Source organism: Odoribacter sp. Z80 (assembly GCF_009935865.1).
Classification (GTDB): domain Bacteria; phylum Bacteroidota; class Bacteroidia; order Bacteroidales; family Marinifilaceae; genus Odoribacter.
This window is the reverse complement of record NZ_QWEL01000003.1, coordinates 90,428-108,959: the sequence shown is the minus strand read 5'-3', so window position 1 is coordinate 108,959 and position 18,532 is coordinate 90,428. Positions and strand designations below refer to the sequence as shown.

General features: G+C 41.9%; 14 protein-coding genes and 2 tRNA genes. 10 read left to right on the top strand and 6 right to left on the bottom strand.

Annotated features, from left to right (window positions below; genetic code table 11):
* Positions 1–2: 2 nt before the first annotated feature.
* Positions 3–1,064: a magnesium/cobalt transporter CorA gene (gene corA, locus D1136_RS03920; RefSeq protein WP_161876327.1), complete on the bottom strand. Its 1,062-nt coding sequence runs from the start codon at positions 1,062–1,064 to the stop codon at positions 3–5.
* Positions 1,065–1,442: 378 nt separating this feature from the next.
* Here corA and D1136_RS03915 point away from each other — a divergent pair, with 378 nt between their 5' ends.
* Entirely contained in the window at positions 1,443–3,284 is a 1,842-nt protein-coding gene (locus tag D1136_RS03915) for a 2-oxoacid:acceptor oxidoreductase subunit alpha (RefSeq protein WP_161876326.1), read from the top strand.
* 45 nt (positions 3,285–3,329) lie between these two features.
* Entirely contained in the window at positions 3,330–4,346 is a 1,017-nt protein-coding gene (locus tag D1136_RS03910; protein ID WP_161876325.1) for a 2-oxoacid:ferredoxin oxidoreductase subunit beta, read from the top strand.
* 80 nt (positions 4,347–4,426) lie between these two features.
* On the opposite strand, the gene D1136_RS03905 is transcribed toward D1136_RS03910, so the two are convergent.
* From D1136_RS03905 to D1136_RS03895, 3 genes are all read right to left on the bottom strand, one after another.
* Positions 4,427–5,077: a hypothetical protein gene (locus D1136_RS03905; RefSeq protein WP_161876324.1), complete on the bottom strand. Its 651-nt coding sequence runs from the start codon at positions 5,075–5,077 to the stop codon at positions 4,427–4,429.
* A gap of 10 nt (positions 5,078–5,087) precedes the next feature.
* Positions 5,088–6,770: a hypothetical protein gene (locus tag D1136_RS03900; RefSeq protein ID WP_161876323.1), complete on the bottom strand. Its 1,683-nt coding sequence runs from the start codon at positions 6,768–6,770 to the stop codon at positions 5,088–5,090.
* Between the two features lie 90 nt (positions 6,771–6,860).
* Positions 6,861–7,544: a tol-pal system YbgF family protein gene (locus D1136_RS03895; RefSeq protein ID WP_161876322.1), complete on the bottom strand. Its 684-nt coding sequence runs from the start codon at positions 7,542–7,544 to the stop codon at positions 6,861–6,863.
* 189 nt (positions 7,545–7,733) lie between these two features.
* Here D1136_RS03895 and D1136_RS03890 point away from each other — a divergent pair, with 189 nt between their 5' ends.
* The 4 genes from D1136_RS03890 (at position 7,734) to D1136_RS03875 (ending at position 11,776) form a co-directional block, all read left to right on the top strand.
* The gene (locus D1136_RS03890) at positions 7,734–8,831 is read left to right on the top strand and encodes a DNA replication/repair protein RecF (protein WP_161876321.1); all 1,098 of its coding nucleotides are present in this window, start codon (positions 7,734–7,736) and stop codon (positions 8,829–8,831) included.
* Between the two features lie 111 nt (positions 8,832–8,942).
* Positions 8,943–9,233 (top strand): DUF721 domain-containing protein, encoded by a 291-nt coding sequence (locus D1136_RS03885; RefSeq protein ID WP_161876320.1) that lies wholly within the window; start codon positions 8,943–8,945, stop codon positions 9,231–9,233.
* 34 nt (positions 9,234–9,267) lie between these two features.
* Entirely contained in the window at positions 9,268–11,076 is a 1,809-nt protein-coding gene (locus D1136_RS03880; protein ID WP_161876319.1) for a GNAT family N-acyltransferase, read from the top strand.
* Positions 11,077–11,119: 43 nt separating this feature from the next.
* Entirely contained in the window at positions 11,120–11,776 is a 657-nt protein-coding gene (locus D1136_RS03875; RefSeq protein ID WP_161876318.1) for a LysE family translocator, read from the top strand.
* Here the strand turns inward: D1136_RS03875 and hydE are convergent.
* Complete coding sequence (gene hydE, locus D1136_RS03870) at positions 11,706–12,854, bottom strand: [FeFe] hydrogenase H-cluster radical SAM maturase HydE (RefSeq protein WP_237566982.1); 1,149 nt, start codon at positions 12,852–12,854, stop codon at positions 11,706–11,708. The two genes, D1136_RS03875 and hydE, sit on opposite strands and share 71 nt — an antisense overlap.
* A 101-nt stretch (positions 12,855–12,955) precedes the next feature.
* On the opposite strand from hydE, the gene D1136_RS03865 reads away from it, so the two are divergent.
* Both D1136_RS03865 and D1136_RS03860 read left to right on the top strand, forming a co-directional pair.
* Complete coding sequence (locus tag D1136_RS03865) at positions 12,956–15,682, top strand: WD40 repeat domain-containing protein (protein ID WP_161876317.1); 2,727 nt, start codon at positions 12,956–12,958, stop codon at positions 15,680–15,682.
* Between the two features lie 99 nt (positions 15,683–15,781).
* Positions 15,782–17,383, top strand: a complete 1,602-nt coding sequence (locus tag D1136_RS03860; protein WP_161876316.1) for a hypothetical protein — start codon at positions 15,782–15,784, stop codon at positions 17,381–17,383.
* On the opposite strand, the gene rsmI is transcribed toward D1136_RS03860, so the two are convergent.
* Positions 17,380–18,093 (bottom strand): 16S rRNA (cytidine(1402)-2'-O)-methyltransferase, encoded by a 714-nt coding sequence (gene rsmI, locus D1136_RS03855; RefSeq protein ID WP_161876315.1) that lies wholly within the window; start codon positions 18,091–18,093, stop codon positions 17,380–17,382. The two genes, D1136_RS03860 and rsmI, sit on opposite strands and share 4 nt — an antisense overlap.
* A 255-nt stretch (positions 18,094–18,348) precedes the next feature.
* On the opposite strand from rsmI, the gene D1136_RS03850 reads away from it, so the two are divergent.
* A tRNA-Glu gene (locus D1136_RS03850) sits at positions 18,349–18,420 on the top strand.
* Positions 18,421–18,440: 20 nt separating this feature from the next.
* Positions 18,441–18,512 (top strand) — tRNA-Glu (locus tag D1136_RS03845).
* Positions 18,513–18,532 lie beyond the last annotated feature (20 nt).

Sequence of the window (18,532 nt, the reverse complement as noted above, 5' to 3'; positions counted from 1 at the left end):
GGTTAAAACCATCTTTTGCGTTTGAAGAAAATAAGCATAAGGATAGTGACGATGAGCATGATCCCCCATAAAATGAAGTAGCCGTAATGGTAGTTCAGAAAAGGTATGTATTTAAAGTTCATGCCATATACTCCGACAATAAAAGTGAGTGGAATAAATACGGCTGAAAAGACAGTAAGGATTTTCATGACATCGTTTACATTGTTGCTGATGGTTGCATTATAACTGTTTTGTTGATCGGAGAGCATGGTGTAATAGATTTCTATGGCTTCCAGTGCTTGTGTGACTAAACCTTCTAAGTCGCGCAGGTAGTTGTAAGTACGCTCGTTGATGAGTTCCGAATCGCTGGTGACGAAGCGGGTCATCAGTTCTTTTGCCGGACGTATGTTTTTCCGGATATAAGCTAATTCGGTTTTGTAATGGTAGATGTTCTCGATAAGTTCTTTGTCTGAATGAAGCAGTAATTTTTCTTGTTCTTCAATGACATTTCCCATTTTTTCTATGTTCAGGATATAGTTGTCTACTAAGGTATCTATTAGGGCATAGCATAGGTAATCAGAGGGATAAGTGCGGATTTTTCCCTGACCGGCATATAAACGCTGGTCTACTTCTTTGAAGTAATCTTCTGTGGTTTCCTGGATGGTAATCAGGTAGTTTTTTCCGACAATCAGGGAGATTTGGTCAATGTGGATTTTGGAGATGTTTTTGTCAAAATTCAGGGATTTCAGGATGATAAACAGGTGTTTGTCGTCTTCGATGAATTTAGGGCGTTCGTCTGTGTTCAGGATGTCTTCCAGAATCAGGGAACTGATACCGAATTTTTTTCCCAACTGTCCGATGAGTTGAGTGTCATGCAGACCTTGAATGGAGACCCAGGTGAGATGATTGTCGGAAAGATATTCTGAAATTTTATCCAGAGATTTGAGATTTCCTTCTTTGATATAGTCTGTGTTGTATTGTGTTACCCGGATATGGGTGTATTCTATTTTTTGCTTTCCGATAAATATAAGGGAACCCGGAGGAGCTCCCTGGGATTTTTGTTTGTTTTTCAGAAAACGGGCCACGGTGATGTAGTTTATTTTTCTTTTATACGGGAAAAGGAGAAATGGGGATATTGAAACTGAAAAAAATCTATTAAAGAAAGGGATAAATAAATAGGAAACAATTTTAACTTTCCTTTCCGCAAACGTAGGCGGAACGGGTGGAAAAAGATGTTTTTGGGATGTGATTATTTGGAATGAATATAATTTGAGACGTTATATGGTGTAAATAAATCCTGAATATGCTTTGATAATGAATGTCTTATAACTAAAAAGAAATTGTTTTGCGGAAACTTGTTTAGTATTTACGATTCGTTACCTTTACCATGTTTTATAACATAAATAAATCTATAAAACAAAGGTTAAAGAACTGTTAAAATATTTAACTCACTTATTTTAATCATGAGTCAAGAGACAAAAGTTATCGAGAAACACGATGTTGTCATTCGGTTTTCCGGAGATTCGGGAGATGGAATGCAATTGACCGGGCAGCAATTCTCGGATACCGCTGCTTTATTTGGAAATGATGTGGCAACGTTTCCGGATTATCCCGCAGAAATCCGAGCTCCTCAAGGGACAGTTGGTGGTGTGTCTGGTTTTCAGGTACATATTGGTGAAGAACAGGTAAAAACGCCGGGTGATTATGCAGATGTACTGGTGGCCATGAATCCGGCTGCTTTAAAGGCGAATTTGCGTTGGGCTAAGAAAGCGGCAACCGTAATTCTTGATGTGGATGCGTTTACTGAGAAACATGTAGAAAGAGCAGGTTATACGGTTAGTCCGCTGGAAGACGGTTCTTTGGCTGATTATAATGTTATTCCGGTGAAAATAACTGACCTGACGATAGAAGCTTTGAAGGAAAGCGGTCTGGATCAGAAATCAGTATTGCGGTGTAAGAATATGTTTGCTTTGGGTATGATTTATTGGATGTTTGAAGAGTCGGTGGAACATACTGAAGCTTTTTTTGATATAAAATTCGGAAAGAAACCGGCTATTGCATCTGCTAATAAGTTGGTGTTAAAGGCAGGTTTTAATTATGCAGCCAATGTGCATGCCTTGGCAACCCATTTTAAGGTGGCACCTGCGGTTATCGAGAAAGGGAAGTACCGGACGATTACAGGTAATAAAGCTACGGCCTGGGGATTGTTAGCAGCTGCTGAAAAGGCCGGATTGCCTTTATTCTGTGGTTCTTATCCGATTACTCCTGCTACGGATATATTGCATGAACTGGCTTTACGCCGGGATTTAGGTGCAAAGACTTATCAGGCAGAAGATGAAATCGGAGGTATCTGTACCGCTATCGGGGCCAGTTATGCCGGTAATTTTGCATGTACTACCACTTCGGGCCCTGGTCTGGCTTTGAAGTCGGAGGCCTGCGGTTTGGCTGTGATGGCTGAGTTACCTTTGGTGATTGTGGATGTTCAAAGGGGCGGCCCGTCGACAGGGTTGCCTACCAAAACAGAACAATCTGATTTGTTACAAGCTCTTTATGGACGTAACGGCGAGTGTCCTATGCCTGTCATTGCGGCCAGCACTTCCGGAAACTGTTTCGACTATGCTTTTATGGCCGGTAAGATTGCCCTGGAGCACATGACGCCGGTCGTTTTGTTGACTGACGGATTTTTAGCAAACGGAGCCCAGCCTTGGTTGATTCCTTCTATGTCGAATCTGCCTGAAATTAAATTGCGCTTAGCTAAGGAAGGTGACGATTATAAACCGTATGCCCGGGATCCGGAAACGTTGGCCAGAACCTGGGCTTTGCCCGGAACGAAAGGGCTGGAACACCGTATCGGAGGGCTGGAGAAGATGAATATCACCGGAACTATCAGTTATGTTCCGGAAAATCATCAGGTGATGACGGATTTGAGGGAAGAGAAAGTGGCCCGTATAGCTGATTCTATTCCTGAACAGGAAGTGTTCGGTAATCCTGAAGGAGGAGAGGTTCTGGTTGTTGGCTGGGGAGGTACTTATGGACATCTTTATACAACAGTGAAGGAAATGAGGGCAGAAGGAAAAGATGTGAGCCTTGCTCATTTCAATTATATTAATCCTTTGCCTAAAAATACGGAAGCAATATTTGCCCGGTATAAAAAAATCATTGTTTGTGAATTGAACCTGGGACAATTTGCGAAATACCTGAAGAGTAAATACCCGCAGTTTGAATATAAACAAGTGAATAAGGTAGCCGGACTTCCTTTTACAGTCGTTGAGTTGAAAGAAAAAATCAATGCATTGATGAAGTAACGGTAAATGGTGATTTACGGAATCTGATTTAAAATTGAAATTGAAATGAGCGAAATAAATTATACCCCCAAAGATTTTAAAAGCGACCAGGAAATAAGATGGTGTCCTGGTTGTGGCGATCATGGAATCATCACTTCTGTGCAAAAGGCGATGGCTGAATTGGGCTATCCGAAAGAATCCTGGGCTGTAATTTCCGGAATCGGTTGTTCTTCCCGTTTTCCTTATTATATGAATACCTATGGTTTCCATACCATTCATGGCCGGGCAGCAGCTATTGCTTCAGGAGCAAAAAATGCTAACCGGAAGTTGAATATTCTGCAGATTTCCGGGGATGGTGATGCTTTGGCTATCGGTGGTAATCATTTTATCCATGCTATCCGCCGGAATGTGGATATTACTATCCTGTTGTTTAATAATGAAATTTATGGACTGACGAAGGGACAATATTCCCCGACGACTAAATTGGGTACGAAAACTAAAACTTCTCCTTACGGAACTATCGAGCATCCTTTTAATCCGGGAGAGTTGTGTATCGGCGCTCAGGGAAAATTCTTTGCCCGTTCCATTGATACAAATGTGGGGTTGACTGCCGAAATACTGAAATCGGCTGTCGAGCATAAAGGTACTGCTGTGGTTGAGGTGTTGCAGAATTGTGTCATTTTTGCAGACGGAGCTCATTCGGCTGTTACCGATAAAGAATTTAAAGAGGACCGCCAATTGGTGTTGGAACATGGGAAACCGATGATTTTCGGTAAAAATAAGGATAAAGGATTGAGATTTTCGTCTACCGGAGAACTGGAAGTTGTGGAAATCGGTAAAAACGGAGTTACGGAAAAAGATATTCTGGTTCATGATGCCCGTAATCCCAATCCTTTCTTGCATTGGATGCTGGTTAACATGAAAGCCCCTGAATTTCCGGTGGCTTTAGGTGTTATCCGGGAAGTGGAGGCTCATACTTATGACGAGGCTTTGGATGAACAGATTGAGGAGGTGAAGCGGATTTCAAAAATCCATTGTATGGAAGACCTGTTAAATAGCGGAGATACCTGGGAAGTGAAGTAGTAGTTTGATTTTTAGATTAGGGAAGTGACCCGTCCGATAACAATCGGGCGGGTTTACTTTTGGTATTTGAAGGGAGGGGATCAGAATTTGTATAGAATACCGATGTTTGCTCCGATATTTAGCATTTTATTGAATCCGGTATTGCCGTGGGAGTATTCATCCCAGGTATATTCGTCTTCAATTTTAGGAACGTAATCGGCCCGTAGTTTAATGTCCATCCACCAGTAGTCGGAAGCCAATTGGAATAATACCCCTCCGTGCAGTCCTCCTCCCGGTGAGAAAAGAAAAAGTTTTTTAGAGACTTCAGGTACCGAATAAGAAGAGAGAGGATTCTGGGAAACTTTGATGTGGGTGAGGTAGCCTCCGAATTGCACACCGAAATAAGGCAATGTTGTGCGGTTCCAGGTCGGAATATAAAAAGTGGCTTCTAATAAAGCCGGTAGCAGATGGCATTTGTATTCCTGGGCAGTGTGGTCGTTGTCGAGGTTTAATTTGGACTTAAACCGGTAATATCCGCCCTCAAAACCGATGCCGATGACTTCGTTGATTAAATATTTGGCTGCAATGTTTCCTCCGATACCGTTTTTTAAAATTTTTCCCATATCGCCTGTCGGATAAAGATAACCGGCATTGATACCTAATAAAAATCCTTTGTCTTGGCGGTAGTACTGGCTGAATCCGGTTTGAAAACAGAAGAACCCGAAAATCAGATATAGGATAGTTTTTTTCATTTCTTTTTAATTATAATTCAGCTTCTTTTTCATGGCGGTCACCCATGCGTTCGGAGATTTCGTCTAAGCGTTGCCGGGCATATTTATCACCAATTTTGATTTCCAGTGCTTTTTGATAATAAAATTTGGCTATGGCATAAGATTTGGTTTCGTAAGCTTTATCGGCTTTCCCGATGTTTTCTTTATAAGCTTTTTCCAGTTCGGCCAGATGGGCAGCCTCTATGAGTCTTTCGATTTCGATGATTTTTTGTTCAATCAATTCTTTTTCTACGGCAGAGATTGCCAATGCTTTTTGATAATAGACTTTTGCGGCTGCATAATCTTTTTGCTGCATGTTTTTTTCTGCGAATGTTTTGTTTTTATGATATTCGGCTTGTTGAGCTTTGTATTTAGAAGAATTGATGATCTGGTAGATTTCGTTTAGTTTTCGGTTGGGATAATCTTCTTGTAGCCCTACTTGCTGGGCTTCCATGTAACGTTGCCGGGCGAGGGCGTAGTTTTCCTGATGGAAAGCTTTATCTGCCTGGGCTATGATGGCTTCGTATTTAGCTCTCAGCTTTTCTAATTTTTCCTGTTCCGCCCGTTGTTGCTCGGCTGCGGCGGCCTGTTGTTTGCGGAGGAGTGCCAGGGCTTGTTCCGCTTCTGTAATTTTTTGTCTGGGATAAGTCTCTGTCGTTTTTAGTGCCAGAGCCTGTTGGTAGGTTTCGATGGCTTTTTCATAGTTTTTAGCAGTCATCGCCTGGTCTGCCGACAATAGAATTTTCTTATACTTGGCCTCTGTCTCTGCAATTTGTTTTTGCTGTTCTGCATTTTGCTGCGCCAATTGTGCTAAAAGACGGTCTATTTCCCGAATCCGGTTTCCTGGATAGGAATCGTCCGGCTGGAGGTTTTGTGCGGTTTGGTATTTTGTTTTTGCTGTCGTATATTGTTTCTCCAGGAACAAACTGTCTGCAGAAGCCAGCAAAAGTTGATAAGCCCGGCGGTTTTGTTGTTCTATGTTCTGGCGTTCTTTTTCCAGTTTCATTTCATTGCGGGCGGAGGCTATTTTCCGGTTTATTTCTTCTTCATTCGGTTTTAGGGCTAAAGCTTTGTTCCAGTTTTCTATGGCTTCGTTCCAGGCTTTTTGCTCAAAAGCTTGTTGCCCTCGTTCGGTCCACTCGGCGTATTGGCGTTCATGTTCTAATGCGGCAGCACCTTTGGATGCCAGTTCCCGTTTTATGGCTTGTTCTGCCTGGGCGATGCGGTCTTTGATTTTTTCCGTGTATTCTTTGTCAAAGATGAAATCATCTACTTCCGAATTGTAGGCCAGTATGGCTACTGCTTGGTCGAAGATGCTCAAATCGACATTTTCTACTTTTGGGAGAAGGTTGATAATGAGTTTGACCGGAGGGAAGTTGGGGTTGGTTTCCAGCACTTCTTCCGGAACTTCTGTATTGATCGTGACAATCTTAGAAATAAAACCTGGCTTCTGGAAAGAGAGTTTGTAATCGGCCCCGGTAGAGAGTTTCAGTTCGAAGCGTCCTTTTTTTCCAATGTTTTGTTCGTGGAGTTTAATGCCATTTTTCAAGACGACCAGACGGGCTCCTTCCGGACTCGTTTCGTTAATGACCACAGAACCGTTGATCAGGATGTTTTGGGCTAAGGTAAGAAAAGGGATTAAAATACAACAAAATAATAGAGCCAGCCGATTCATGATTGGATTGGTTTATACAGATGTGAGACAACACACAAAAATAACAAAAAAGGCAATAAAAATAAAGCCCCGTTGCCGGGGCTTTCCATTTTATTTTTTGAGTTGGGTCCGCTCAATGTATTTTTCTATATCTCTGGCTTCCGGCGAATTGGGGTACTCTCTTTCAATTTGTTCGTAACTGTTCAGAGCACTTTTAAAATCTCCGGCTTTTTCTGCTGCCATTCCGCTTTTCATCAGAAAGATGGGAGTGGAAAATTCATTGGTTTTGGTAGCAGCAGCTTTTGTGTAATATTCCGAGGCTTTTTTATAATCTCCCAATTGCATGTAAGCATCTCCGATGTTGGCAATAGCCATGTTGTTCATCAGTAAATCATCGGAAGAGAATTTTTTCAGGTATTTGATGGCATTTTCATATTCGCCGGTATAGAGGTAGGATAATCCGGCATAGTAATTGGCCAGATTTCCGCTGGGAGTTGAACTGTATTTATCTGCAATTTCTATAAATCCCAGAATATTGCCGTCTCCATTGAGTGCCAGGTTGAAAGAATCTTTTGCAAAGTAGTTCTGAGCACCGAAAATTTGGTTGGAAGCTTCAACGGCTTTGGGTTCGGAAATGAATTTCTGGTATCCGAAGTATACTCCGATGATAATCATTAAAGCTACGATGACATTGACAATCATTTTTTGATTTTTCTCAATAAATTGTTCGCTGCTGGTCAATGCATCTTCCAGATGTTCAAAACCATCTTCTTGTTTTTTCTGTTCTTTTGACATATCTGTTTTTGTTATAAGGTTACTGAATTTCTGTCCGGCAGATACCGGAATCACTTCTTTTCAATAGTGTGCAAAATTAGCTTTTTTAATTGAATATTGAAATATCCGTTATGATTTTTCCCCTCCTTCTGTGAAAAAGATTAATTTTGTACAAGCAGATTTTGCTTGAAAAAAGAAATGACTGAGGGCATGATACTGAAAGAATTGACTGTTATAAATTTTAAGAATATCGCAGAAGCAAATTTTTCTTTTACTCCGGGCTTTAATTGTTTTGTGGGTAGGAATGGGGTGGGCAAGACCAATATCCTGGATGCGATTTACCATCTTTCTATGTGCAAGAGTTATTTTAATTTGCCGGATTTGCAGAATATCCGGCATGATGAACCTTTTTTTGTAGTGCAGGGGAAGTATGAGCGGGCGGGCGAGGAGATAAATGTTTATTGCGGAGTAAAACGGGGACAAAAAAAGACTTTCAAGAAGAATCAGAAAGCTTATGAGAAGTTGTCCGAACACATCGGTTTATTGCCTTTGGTGATGATTTCTCCGGAGGATGTCGGTCTGATAGACGGAGGCAGCGAGGAGAGACGCAGGTTGATGGACGGAATTATCAGTCAGTGTGACCGCAGTTATCTTCATCATTTGATTTGTTACAATAAAACGCTGATGCAGCGTAATTCTTTATTGAAGGCTTCTGCCGGACATGGCCTGGATTATGATAGCATGGAGCTTTGGAATGAACGGTTGGCGGAATATGGTGAGGCTATCATGGCGCGGAGGATTGCTTTTTTGGAGGAATTTCGCCAGGTTTTTCAAACTTATTATGAGTGGATTTCATTGGGACGGGAGGAGGTGGAATTGGTCTATAAGCAATCGGTGGAAAGCGGAGGTTTGTCAAAAGCTTTGCATGATTCGACGGAGAGGGACCGAATCCTGACTTATACGTCCTGTGGTATTCATCGGGATGACCTGCTTTTGAATATAGGGAAATATCCGGTGAGGAAGATTGGTTCTCAGGGGCAAAAGAAGACTTTTCTGATTGCGTTGAAGCTGGCACAATATGACTGGCTGATGAAGATGAGTGGGGTAAAACCGTTGCTGTTGTTGGATGATGTTTTTGATAAATTGGATGCAGACCGGGTGAACCAGATTGTAAAGACGGTAGGAGGGGAGCAATTCGGACAGATATTTATGACCGATACGAACCGGGAACATCTGGATGAAATTTTGAAAAGCCAGCCGGCGGATTACCGTTTATTTTCGGTGAAGCAAGGGGGTATGCCGGAATGATTCTGTTGAAGTATTCAAACCAGGATGGTGGGTATTTTAATTTATGGTGTTATATTTGCATTCAAATCGGGTGTACATAAGAATATTGTGTTTACCATACAGGGATAAGTCATGAAAGAAGGGAAAACCAGACCGATTAATGAACTGGTAAACCAGGTGTTAAGGCAGATGGGGCTGGAACAAAAATTTAAAGAATATGAGGTCCGGCAGTTATGGCCTGAAGTCGTAGGGCAGATGATAGCTTCCCGGACCAAAAGTTTAGAAGTGAGAGACGGACGGCTGTTTGTGACTTTTACCTCTGCTGTCGTGCGTAATGAGATCAGAATGGTAAAGGAAGGATTGGCGAAAGCTTTGAATGATAGGGTGGGAGCAGAGGTGATATATGAAATAATCGTAAAATAAAAGGGAAGAGGAAGTAATTTCTAATGGGATAGTCATGAATTTGATAGAATCAAATGATATAAAAACAGCAGGGAAGCTGAACCGTTTCGGAGGTAATTTCGGAGGAAGTCTGGTTGCCAAACTTGTGATGCATATTATGCGTTTGAATAAAATTAATAAATTGTATTCGGATGTGTATACGAAGGACGGAAGTGTTTTTTTGGAGCAATTGATAGATGCGTTGGGGGTTTCAGTGGAGGTCAGTGAGGAGGACTTGCAAAAAATCCCTCAGGAGGGAGCTTTTATTACTGTTTCTAATCATCCTTTTGGTGGTTTGGACGGCATTATCCTGATTCAGTTATTAAGTAAAATCCGCCCGGACTATAAAGTAATGGCTAATTTTCTCCTGAAAAAGATAGAACCGATTAAGGATTATTTTCTGGGAGTGAATCCTTTTGAAAGCCGAAAAGATATTTCCAGTGCCGGCGGATTGAAAGAGGCTTTGCGTCATTTGTCTGAAGGGAAACCTTTAGGATTATTCCCGGCTGGTGAGGTATCGGCTTATCAGGCGGACTCTAATTCTGTGGAAGACCGGGAATGGAGTGCTTCTGTCCTGAAGTTAATACGGAAAGCAAATGTGCCGGTTATCCCGATTTATTTTAAGGGTTCGAATAGTTTATTATTCCAGGTTTTGGGTTTGATTCATCCCATGTTGCGAACGGTGAAATTACCGTCGGAGCTGTTGAATAAAAAGAACCGGGTGATTAAATTACGGATAGGCAATCCGATTTCCGTGGAAACACAGAATTCATTCGGGGATATTATTCAATATGGGAAGTTTTTAAGAGCGAAAACTTATTTGTTGGGTTCTTCTTTGGAGGTGAAAAAGTTTTTTCTCAAGTCCCAAAAAGCCGGCAAGAAGGTAGAGGCTATAGCCAAAGAAGTTCCGGTTGAAATGCTGAAAAAAGATATTTCGGATATCCAGGAGGATTATTTGTTGTTTTCCATGAAGAATTATTCCGTATATTGTGCGCCTACCATCAAGATACCTAATATTCTGAATGAAATCGGACGTTTGCGGGAGGTTACTTTCCGTGCCGTCGGTGAGGGGACGAACCGGAGTATAGACCTGGATGAGTTTGATTTGTATTATTATCATCTTTTTATCTGGGATAATGATACGAACCGGATAGTGGGTGCTTACCGTGTAGGTAAAGGAAAGGATATTATTGACCGGTACGGAGTAAAGGGATTTTATATCCATACTTTATTTAAAATCCGTAAGGAGATGTTGCCGGTGTTGTATGAATCCATAGAGTTGGGTCGCTCTTTTATTGTAGAAGATTATCAACGCAAACCTTTTCCTTTGTTTATGCTGTGGAAAGGGATTCTCTATTTTCTGATTAAGAACCCGGAGTACCGTTATCTGGTTGGGCCGGTTACTATTAGCGGGAAATATACTGATGTTTCCAAAGAGTTGATTATGAAGTTTATAAAACGCAACCACTGGAATGAGGAGTTTGCCAGATATATTATCCCCCGCTGTAAGTATCGTGTAGAAACGAATGACCCGGATGTAGAGGTGATGGTGGAAGCTTCCGGGGACAATATCGCCACCCTGGATAAAGTCATTGGTGACATAGAACCGTCAAGTGATAAGTTGCCGGTTTTATTGAAGAAATATATTTCTTTGAACGGCCGAATTACCGGATTCAATATAGATCCGAAGTTTAATATGTGTTTGGATGGTTTGCTGATATTGGATTTGTTTGATGTTCCTATGAGTACAGTGGAGGCTTTGTCAAAAGAAATCAATGATGCAACCATATTGACCCGGTTTACTCCTGATTCTCCGGAGTTGTAGTTTCCGGAGGAGAACGAGGCGGTGTATATTTAAATTTTTAGGCATGTACGATGTGGTTTATATTTTCAGGGGAATCCTGATTGGTCTGATGGTTTCCGTTCCGTTAGGCCCCATGGGGGTGCTGATTATTCAGAAGACATTGCAAAAGGGGGCTTTGGCTGGTTTTATTGCAGGGATGGGGGCTGCGTGTGCCGATTTGTTTTATGCTACAGTAGCTGCGTTTGGTTTGGGCTTTGTCATTAATATCATACAATCCCATGAGCTTATTTTACAAATTATCGGTGGTATTTTTCTTCTTATCATAGGATTGAAAATCTATTTTGATAATCCCTTGAAACAAATCCGGATGAAAAAAAGAGTTTCTAAAACGGGTTTGCTGGGTGATTTTCTGACTTTATTTTTTCTGACCGTTTCGAATCCGGTAGCCATTGTGGTTTTTATGGCGGTGTTTGCAGGAGCTTCCGTGTTTGGTAGTGAACCTTCTTTTCGTATAGAACTTTTCGTATTGGCCGGTATTTTGCTGGGAGGTGGTTTGTGGTGGTATGCGTTGTCTACTTTGGTTAACCTTTTCCGTAGGAAATTCCGCCTCCGGGTGTTGATAACGATTAACCGGGTGTCGGGAGTGATTATCACTTTGCTGGGGATTCTGGTGATTTTAACGGCTTTTGAGCCTTTGAGGTCATTGGTGGTGACGCAGTGAGTGTTTTGTTCCGGAAATGCCGGGAATCCCCCCAGTTATCCCATTGAATTTCGCATCCGCAGTTACGTACGCTTTCTATCAGTTGGAGTGTAGCTGCTTCTGCACTTTCATCCGTGTCGGGTTTGTTTTCATATAATTGGTATTTTGTTTTCTGTACTGCCGGAGTGATATTGGGCATGATTATGTTGGCACCAATGGCCAGTGCTTTTTCCCGTCCCAGTGGTTCTATGGCTTGCAGTGCTGTGGTTGCTGCGATGTTGATGTAAGGCATTAATATTCTGAGACAGCTGACCATGTGAAGGCTGAGGTTCAAGCGTTCTTTCAGGGGTATCAGGCGGTTGCGAAAAGACCAGAGGGGAGTTTCCCGATGTTCGAGATAAGGTCCCATGCCTACCATATCAATATCTGTCTGTTTAAAAAATAAGAGGTCGTCGGCCAGGTTTTGCAATGTTTGGAAAGGGAGTCCTATCATAACACCGGTACCTGTCTGGTAGCCGCATTTCCGGAGGGTTTGCAGGCATTTGAGCCGGGTGGAAAAACTATGGTTTTGTGTATGGGGGTGGATTTGCTGGTATAGTTGCTCATTGCTGGTTTCTATTCGTAACAAGTAGCGGTGTGCTCCGGCATCGAACCATCTTCGGTAGGTGTCTTCGCTTTGTTCGCCTAAGGAAAGGGTAATACCTAATTTTTGTCCGCTTTGTTTCTTGATCTGGTATACTATTGATTCTATTTCCCGGACGAAATCCGGGTCATTGCGTTCTCCACCTTGCAGGACGATGGAACCATAACGGTTTTGGCTCGCATAAGAGGCTGCTTTTAAAATTTCCGCTTCATCTAAAGCATATCGTTTGGCTTGTTTGTTGGATTTCCGGATGCCGCAGTACAGGCAGTCTTTGATACAGAGGTTGGAAATTTCAATGAGTCCTCTCAGATGTATATTATTACTTAACAATCTATCTCTCAGATGTTTTGAGTAAGCGAACAACTTTTGTTCGTCTTCTCCCTGGCAGGATAAAAGGTAAACCAGTTCTTCCCGGCTGAAAGTCTTTTGTTTTAGTAGTGATTCTATATTCATCATGTTTTCTTTCCCCGGTAAAGTTATGAATTATGAGCGGGATAATCTGATTTTTTTATTAATTTTGCTTCCAAATAGCCCATTGTATCTGAAGAAAATTTAAAATGAAAAAGGGAATCTGGTTGTCTTTGGGAGCTTTGCTACTTGTTGGTGTGATTGCTTTTGCAATTTGGTATATCAATGAGGAGGGAAAGATGCGTACGGGCAGCAAGGATGCTTTTATTCCCTACAATTCGGCAGTGGTAATCAGTGTAAATGGGGAGGTTTCCTTAAAACCGGAGGTTAGGCAGGCTTTTGCCGAAGGATGGAAACATTTTCGCCGGCGGTTGCTGAGCCGGGTAACGGATACCCTCAGGGCTCAGGGGTATGTAAAAGTAAATCCGTATGTTATAGCTGCCCGGCTTGAAGGGAAAAGTGATTTGGCTTTGTTGTATGTGATGGATAATATGGATGTTTTGTCCCGGAGTGAGGTGGCCGGTTTTCTGAATCAGGTTTATGCGGGAGGAGCGGAAAACATGCGAAAATATGATCGCTACAAGATTTATACCTTAAAAGAAGGCAAGGAAGAAGTTTATTTTTCGGTTTGTGGAGGTATTATTTTAGTTTCTGATTCGGAGTTGTATATTGAAGACGGTTTAAAGCAGTTTGACCGGGAAGAAGAAGGGGAGGCCGTTCATACCCGTTATCAGAATTTGAATAAATATTTTTCAGCGGGTGCCGGGATGAATGTCTTTTTAAATACTGGTTTATTTACGGAAGTTTTGCCTTTGTACTTACAGGTGAAGAAGATTTTTCCTCATGTGGATGTGGCTCGTTTTTTTGAATGGGGGGCGATTGATGCGGATTTCAGGCAGGAGGGGATTTGTTTGAATGGTTTTCTGTATTATGGAGGGATGAAGCAGTCCTTTATGCGCGTTTTAGAAAAACAGGAACCTAAAGAGTCTAATGTAGATGCTATTATACCTTCTCGTTTAATGGCTTTGGGTATGCTGAATATTGCCGATTTATCCTCTTATTTTGCTGCTTTGGAGGCTTACCGGTATGATACGGAGAAGAAAGAAATTGTTTATCGGCGGAAACAGCAATATGACAAGATGTTTGGGAAAGGGGTGGAAGAAGAGTGGAGGAATTTATTGCAAGGGGAGTTTGCGTTGGCAGATCTGGCCTTTGATGGAGTAACTCAGGAGAAGGATGGTTTGCTGATCGTAGCTCTGAAATCAGGGAGTCTGGGCCGAATGTTGCTGGAACGGATGTTGACGGCCTATGCTCGTTTTGACGGGAGAACTCTGGAAGAATATAAACGGGAGTACCGAATAGACCGGGAAAAGGCTTTTGGTTATTTTCAATTTCCTGCTGAAGATTTTGCCTCTGTGTATTGGGGGTATATTTTAGAAGGTATAAAGAATCGTTTTGTATTTGTAGAAGATAATTATCTGGTTTTTGCTTCTTCGGAAAAAGCAGTAAAAAAATTCGTACAGGATTATGTACACAGAAGTTTTATCAGGGATGCGGAATGGTACCGCAATTTAAAGACGAAGCTGGCCGGGAAATACAACATAGCTTATTTTGCCAAAACGGCAGAGGTATTACCTGTCTTTGAAAATATGCTTCAGGCTGACAGGAAGGTTCCTTTTACCCGGAAGACAGAAGTAATGGAGGTTTTTCCATATTTTGCCTTGCAGTGGTCGAATGAAGGGGAGTTTTTATACAATACACTGTTTTTGAGTACGGAGGAAGTGGAAGAAGATTTGCATCCACACGTTTTGTGGCAGACGAAACTGGACGCTCCGCTTCGTATGAAACCGGTGCCGGTGCTGAATCATGTTACAGGAGAGAGGGAATTGTTTGTGCAGGATGAAGGAAATACGATTTATCTGATAAATGATGCGGGCCGTATTTTGTGGAAACTGGCCCTGGAGGAGCAGATCAACAGTGATGTGTGGCAAGTGGATTTGTTTAAGAATGGAAAATTGCAATATCTGTTTTCGACCCCTTCGCGGATGTATCTGATAGACCGGAATGGTAATCATGCGGGTCATTTCCCGGTTACTTTCCGGGCAAAATGTGAGCAGGGGATTTCGGTGTTCGATTATGATGGAAGGAAAGAATACCGGATATTTGCTCCGGGTGAGGACCGGAAGGTGTATTTGTATGGTTTGGACGGAAAGCTGGTGCAGGGATGGAATCCTGCTAAAGCGGATAAGAAAATAGTTTCTAAGGTAGAACATTTCAGGGTTCACGATAAGGATTACATTGTTTTTGCAGATTTATATCGTTTGTATATTCTGGACCGGAAAGGAAAAGAGAGGGTAAAGGTTTCTTCGGTTTTTGAATTGGATGAGCATACGGATGTTTATAAAATTTATCACAATGCTGTGCCCAGATTGTCTTTTCTGGGAAAAGGAGGAAAGGTTTATCAGGTAGATTTCGAGGGACGTACGACAGAGTTTAAAATGGAAGGATTTGGCGAAGGGGGCTGGATGAATGTGGCAGACCTGAAAGGAGACGGTGATTCTGAGTATGTCTTCAGTAATGGAAACCGGATTTTTATTGCCGATGGCAACGGGAAAGTAATATTAAACAAAGAACTTGAAGCAAACGGATTGGATTTTCCTTATATTTATCGTTTCTCCGGCAGAGACAGCCGAATTGGTCTGATGGACCGTGTGGGGGGGAAGATGTTGTTACTGGCGGTTGACGGGAATGTGTCAAAAGGTTTTCCTTTAGCCGGTGATTCTCCTTTTTCTATTGTGTTTTCCGGGAATGACGGTTTTTTCCTTTTTGCCGGTGCAGATAACGGATCTGTGATAAAGTATAAAGTTCAGCGATAATGAACGAATACTTTAAAATCTTACTAAAATTCTCTTTAAAAATTTTTTTTCCCCGAAAAATTAACACAATTTTGCACATAAATGAAAATATACATTATCATGAAATCTTTATTGAGAAAGAGTAGTTTGTTGTTGTTAGGTGTTTTGTTGTGCTGTGGTTCTTGTGGGGATGCGGACCTTTTTGATACGGATAAGTGGTCGGATGAGGTAAAAGGAGAATGGAAACCTAATGTGACACTTTCTGTTGTGAAGGGGAGTTTTACACTTTGGGACTTGATTAATCAGGAGGCTAATGGTGATTCTGTTATTATTCGGGAAGGGGATGAACTGGCTATTCAATATCTGAAAAAAGATATTTATGAAATAACTTTGCAGGATGTGTTTGACATGCCGGCAGAGGATGTATGGTTTGCTGAAACTTATACCCTCGGGAATGAATATGTTCCAAACATTCCTCTGCCTACGGATGTTACCGTAGATTTGCAATTGGATGGATCGTTGCAAAAAATTCCGCAAGGATGTGCTTTGACGAGCATAGAGGCTTCTGCCGATTTTATTTTACCGGCGTTGGGTTTCCCTTACCGGATTGAAAATGTGAAGTTGAATGAGACTGTACTGAAAGAGCGTATAGAGGTGGAAGCAACGGGAACAGCAGTTTCTTTGGATGATTTTGAGATTGATTTGGGTGCTGGCAAGATGGTGACATTGGGTGTTTCTATTACGATTCCTCAGGGTACTGTATTGGATGATTTGACTTTGAATTTAAACTTCGGGTTAAGGGAACTGACCTTTATTAAGGCTGTCGGCGCTATACAGGTTGCAGATATTGTTATTGAGTCCGGGGAGTTTGACATGGATGTGGATTTCCTGAATGAAATCGGAGGTAAATTTAAGTTTACCAAACCGGAATTAAGCATTATTTTACGGAATACCGGTATCGGAGTGCCTTTGAAGGTGGATGCTTCTTTTGTGGGAAGTAATGCAGACGGAGGGTCGGTTGAACTGAAGGCAAATGCGAACGCAACTCCTTATCCTTTGATGACTCAAGGAAATAAGTTGTTGGAGATGGTTCCCGATACTCTGACTTTGAATGCTGCCAATTCTAATATTGTGGATTTTCTGGCACTGCCTCCCCAGGGAAATATTTCTTATTCAGGTACAGTCAAGGTTAATCCGGAGATGGCTGACGGAACCCGTGATCATCAGAATGTCATTTATAATGATCCTTCCGTGGGAATAGCTCTGGATGCTTATGTGTATGTGCCGTTTTCTCTGAGTGCGGACAGCTTGTCTTATCGGGATACTTTGACGGATATTGATATAGATGAGAAGTGGGCAGATAAGATTTTGCACGGAGCGATTCAGATTATGGCAGAAAACGGACTTCCTTTAAATTTACGTATTCCGAGCCTGATTTTGCTGGATGAGAATAATGTGCCTCTTGACACTATTATTTCCGGTGGTGCTGATAATTATCTGAAAGCTGCGCAAAATGGAGCAGTTGCCAGTAGTAAAGTGAGCATTGCGATAGATAAGGAGCAAGCCCGTCATCTGGGAAAAACTAAAAATATTATCCTGGAAGCCATAGCTGCTACAAGTGACTTGAATGGGAGTGGTGTAGATATTAAAGCCGATGCTCAGCTTTCATTTAAGATGAAGGTGGAGGCACAGGCTGAAATAAAGGATATAGGAGATCTTTAATCTTCTTCCACTTCGATTTGAATCTCTTCGTCAGCATTATAACCTTGTCCGGCAACAATGAGTACAATTTCTCCTTTTATTCCTTGTTGGGAATAATATAGGGCTAATTCTTCCAGAGTACCTCTCCGGAATTCTTCGAATACTTTACTAATTTCCCGGGCGACACAAGCATACCGTCCGGGGCCGAAAGTCTGAGCCATTTGTTCGAGAGATTTGACAAGCCGGAAGGGAGATTCGTAAAAAATCAGAGTCCTTTTTTCTTCTGCTAAGGCATTCAGTTTTTTTTGTCGTCCTTTTTTCTGGGGCAGAAAACCTTCAAAGCAGAAACGGTCGCATGGGAAGCCGGAGTTAACCAATGCCGGCACAAATGCCGTCGCTCCCGGGAGGCATTCTGTAGTTATCCCTTTTTCAACACAAGTGCGGGTTAACAAGAAGCCCGGGTCAGAAATTCCGGGTGTTCCGGCATCACTGACCAATGCGATATTTTCTCCTCGTATCAGACGCTCTGCTATCCGCTCTACCTGTTGGTGTTCGTTATATTTATGATGGGAAAGTAAAGGAGTTGTAATTTCGTAATGTTTTAATAGTTTGGCTGTGGTGCGGGTGTCTTCAGCCAGAATCAGGTCAACTTCTTTCAGTAGCCGTAAGGCCCGGAGGGTGATGTCTTCCATGTTTCCTACCGGGGTTGGTATCAGGTATAATTTGCCCATAAGATAGTAAGATTGAATTTTACAAATGTAATGAATTCCGGTGTATTATCGGGAGTTACCCTGTATCATTTTGCAGGGTAACCCAATTTGTTCCGGGTCTTTCTTTGAGAATCTCATTTGTGGAGATGATAGGCATTATATTATCTTGTTGATTTTTAATAAATTGTTTCTTCTGCCTCTTTCTTGAAAAAAAATGGCATTTTTTTTGGTAGGAAATAAATTTGCCGTATATTTGCATCCGCTAAGCAAAACCTTGGTCAGTTCGTCTAGGGGTTAGGACACAAGATTTTCATTCTTGCAACACGGGTTCGATTCCCGTACTGACTACATTACAAAAAAAGACCCATGGTCAGTTCGTCTAGGGGTTAGGACACAAGATTTTCATTCTTGCAACACGGGTTCGATTCCCGTACTGACTACATTAAGAAGTTGAATTTTT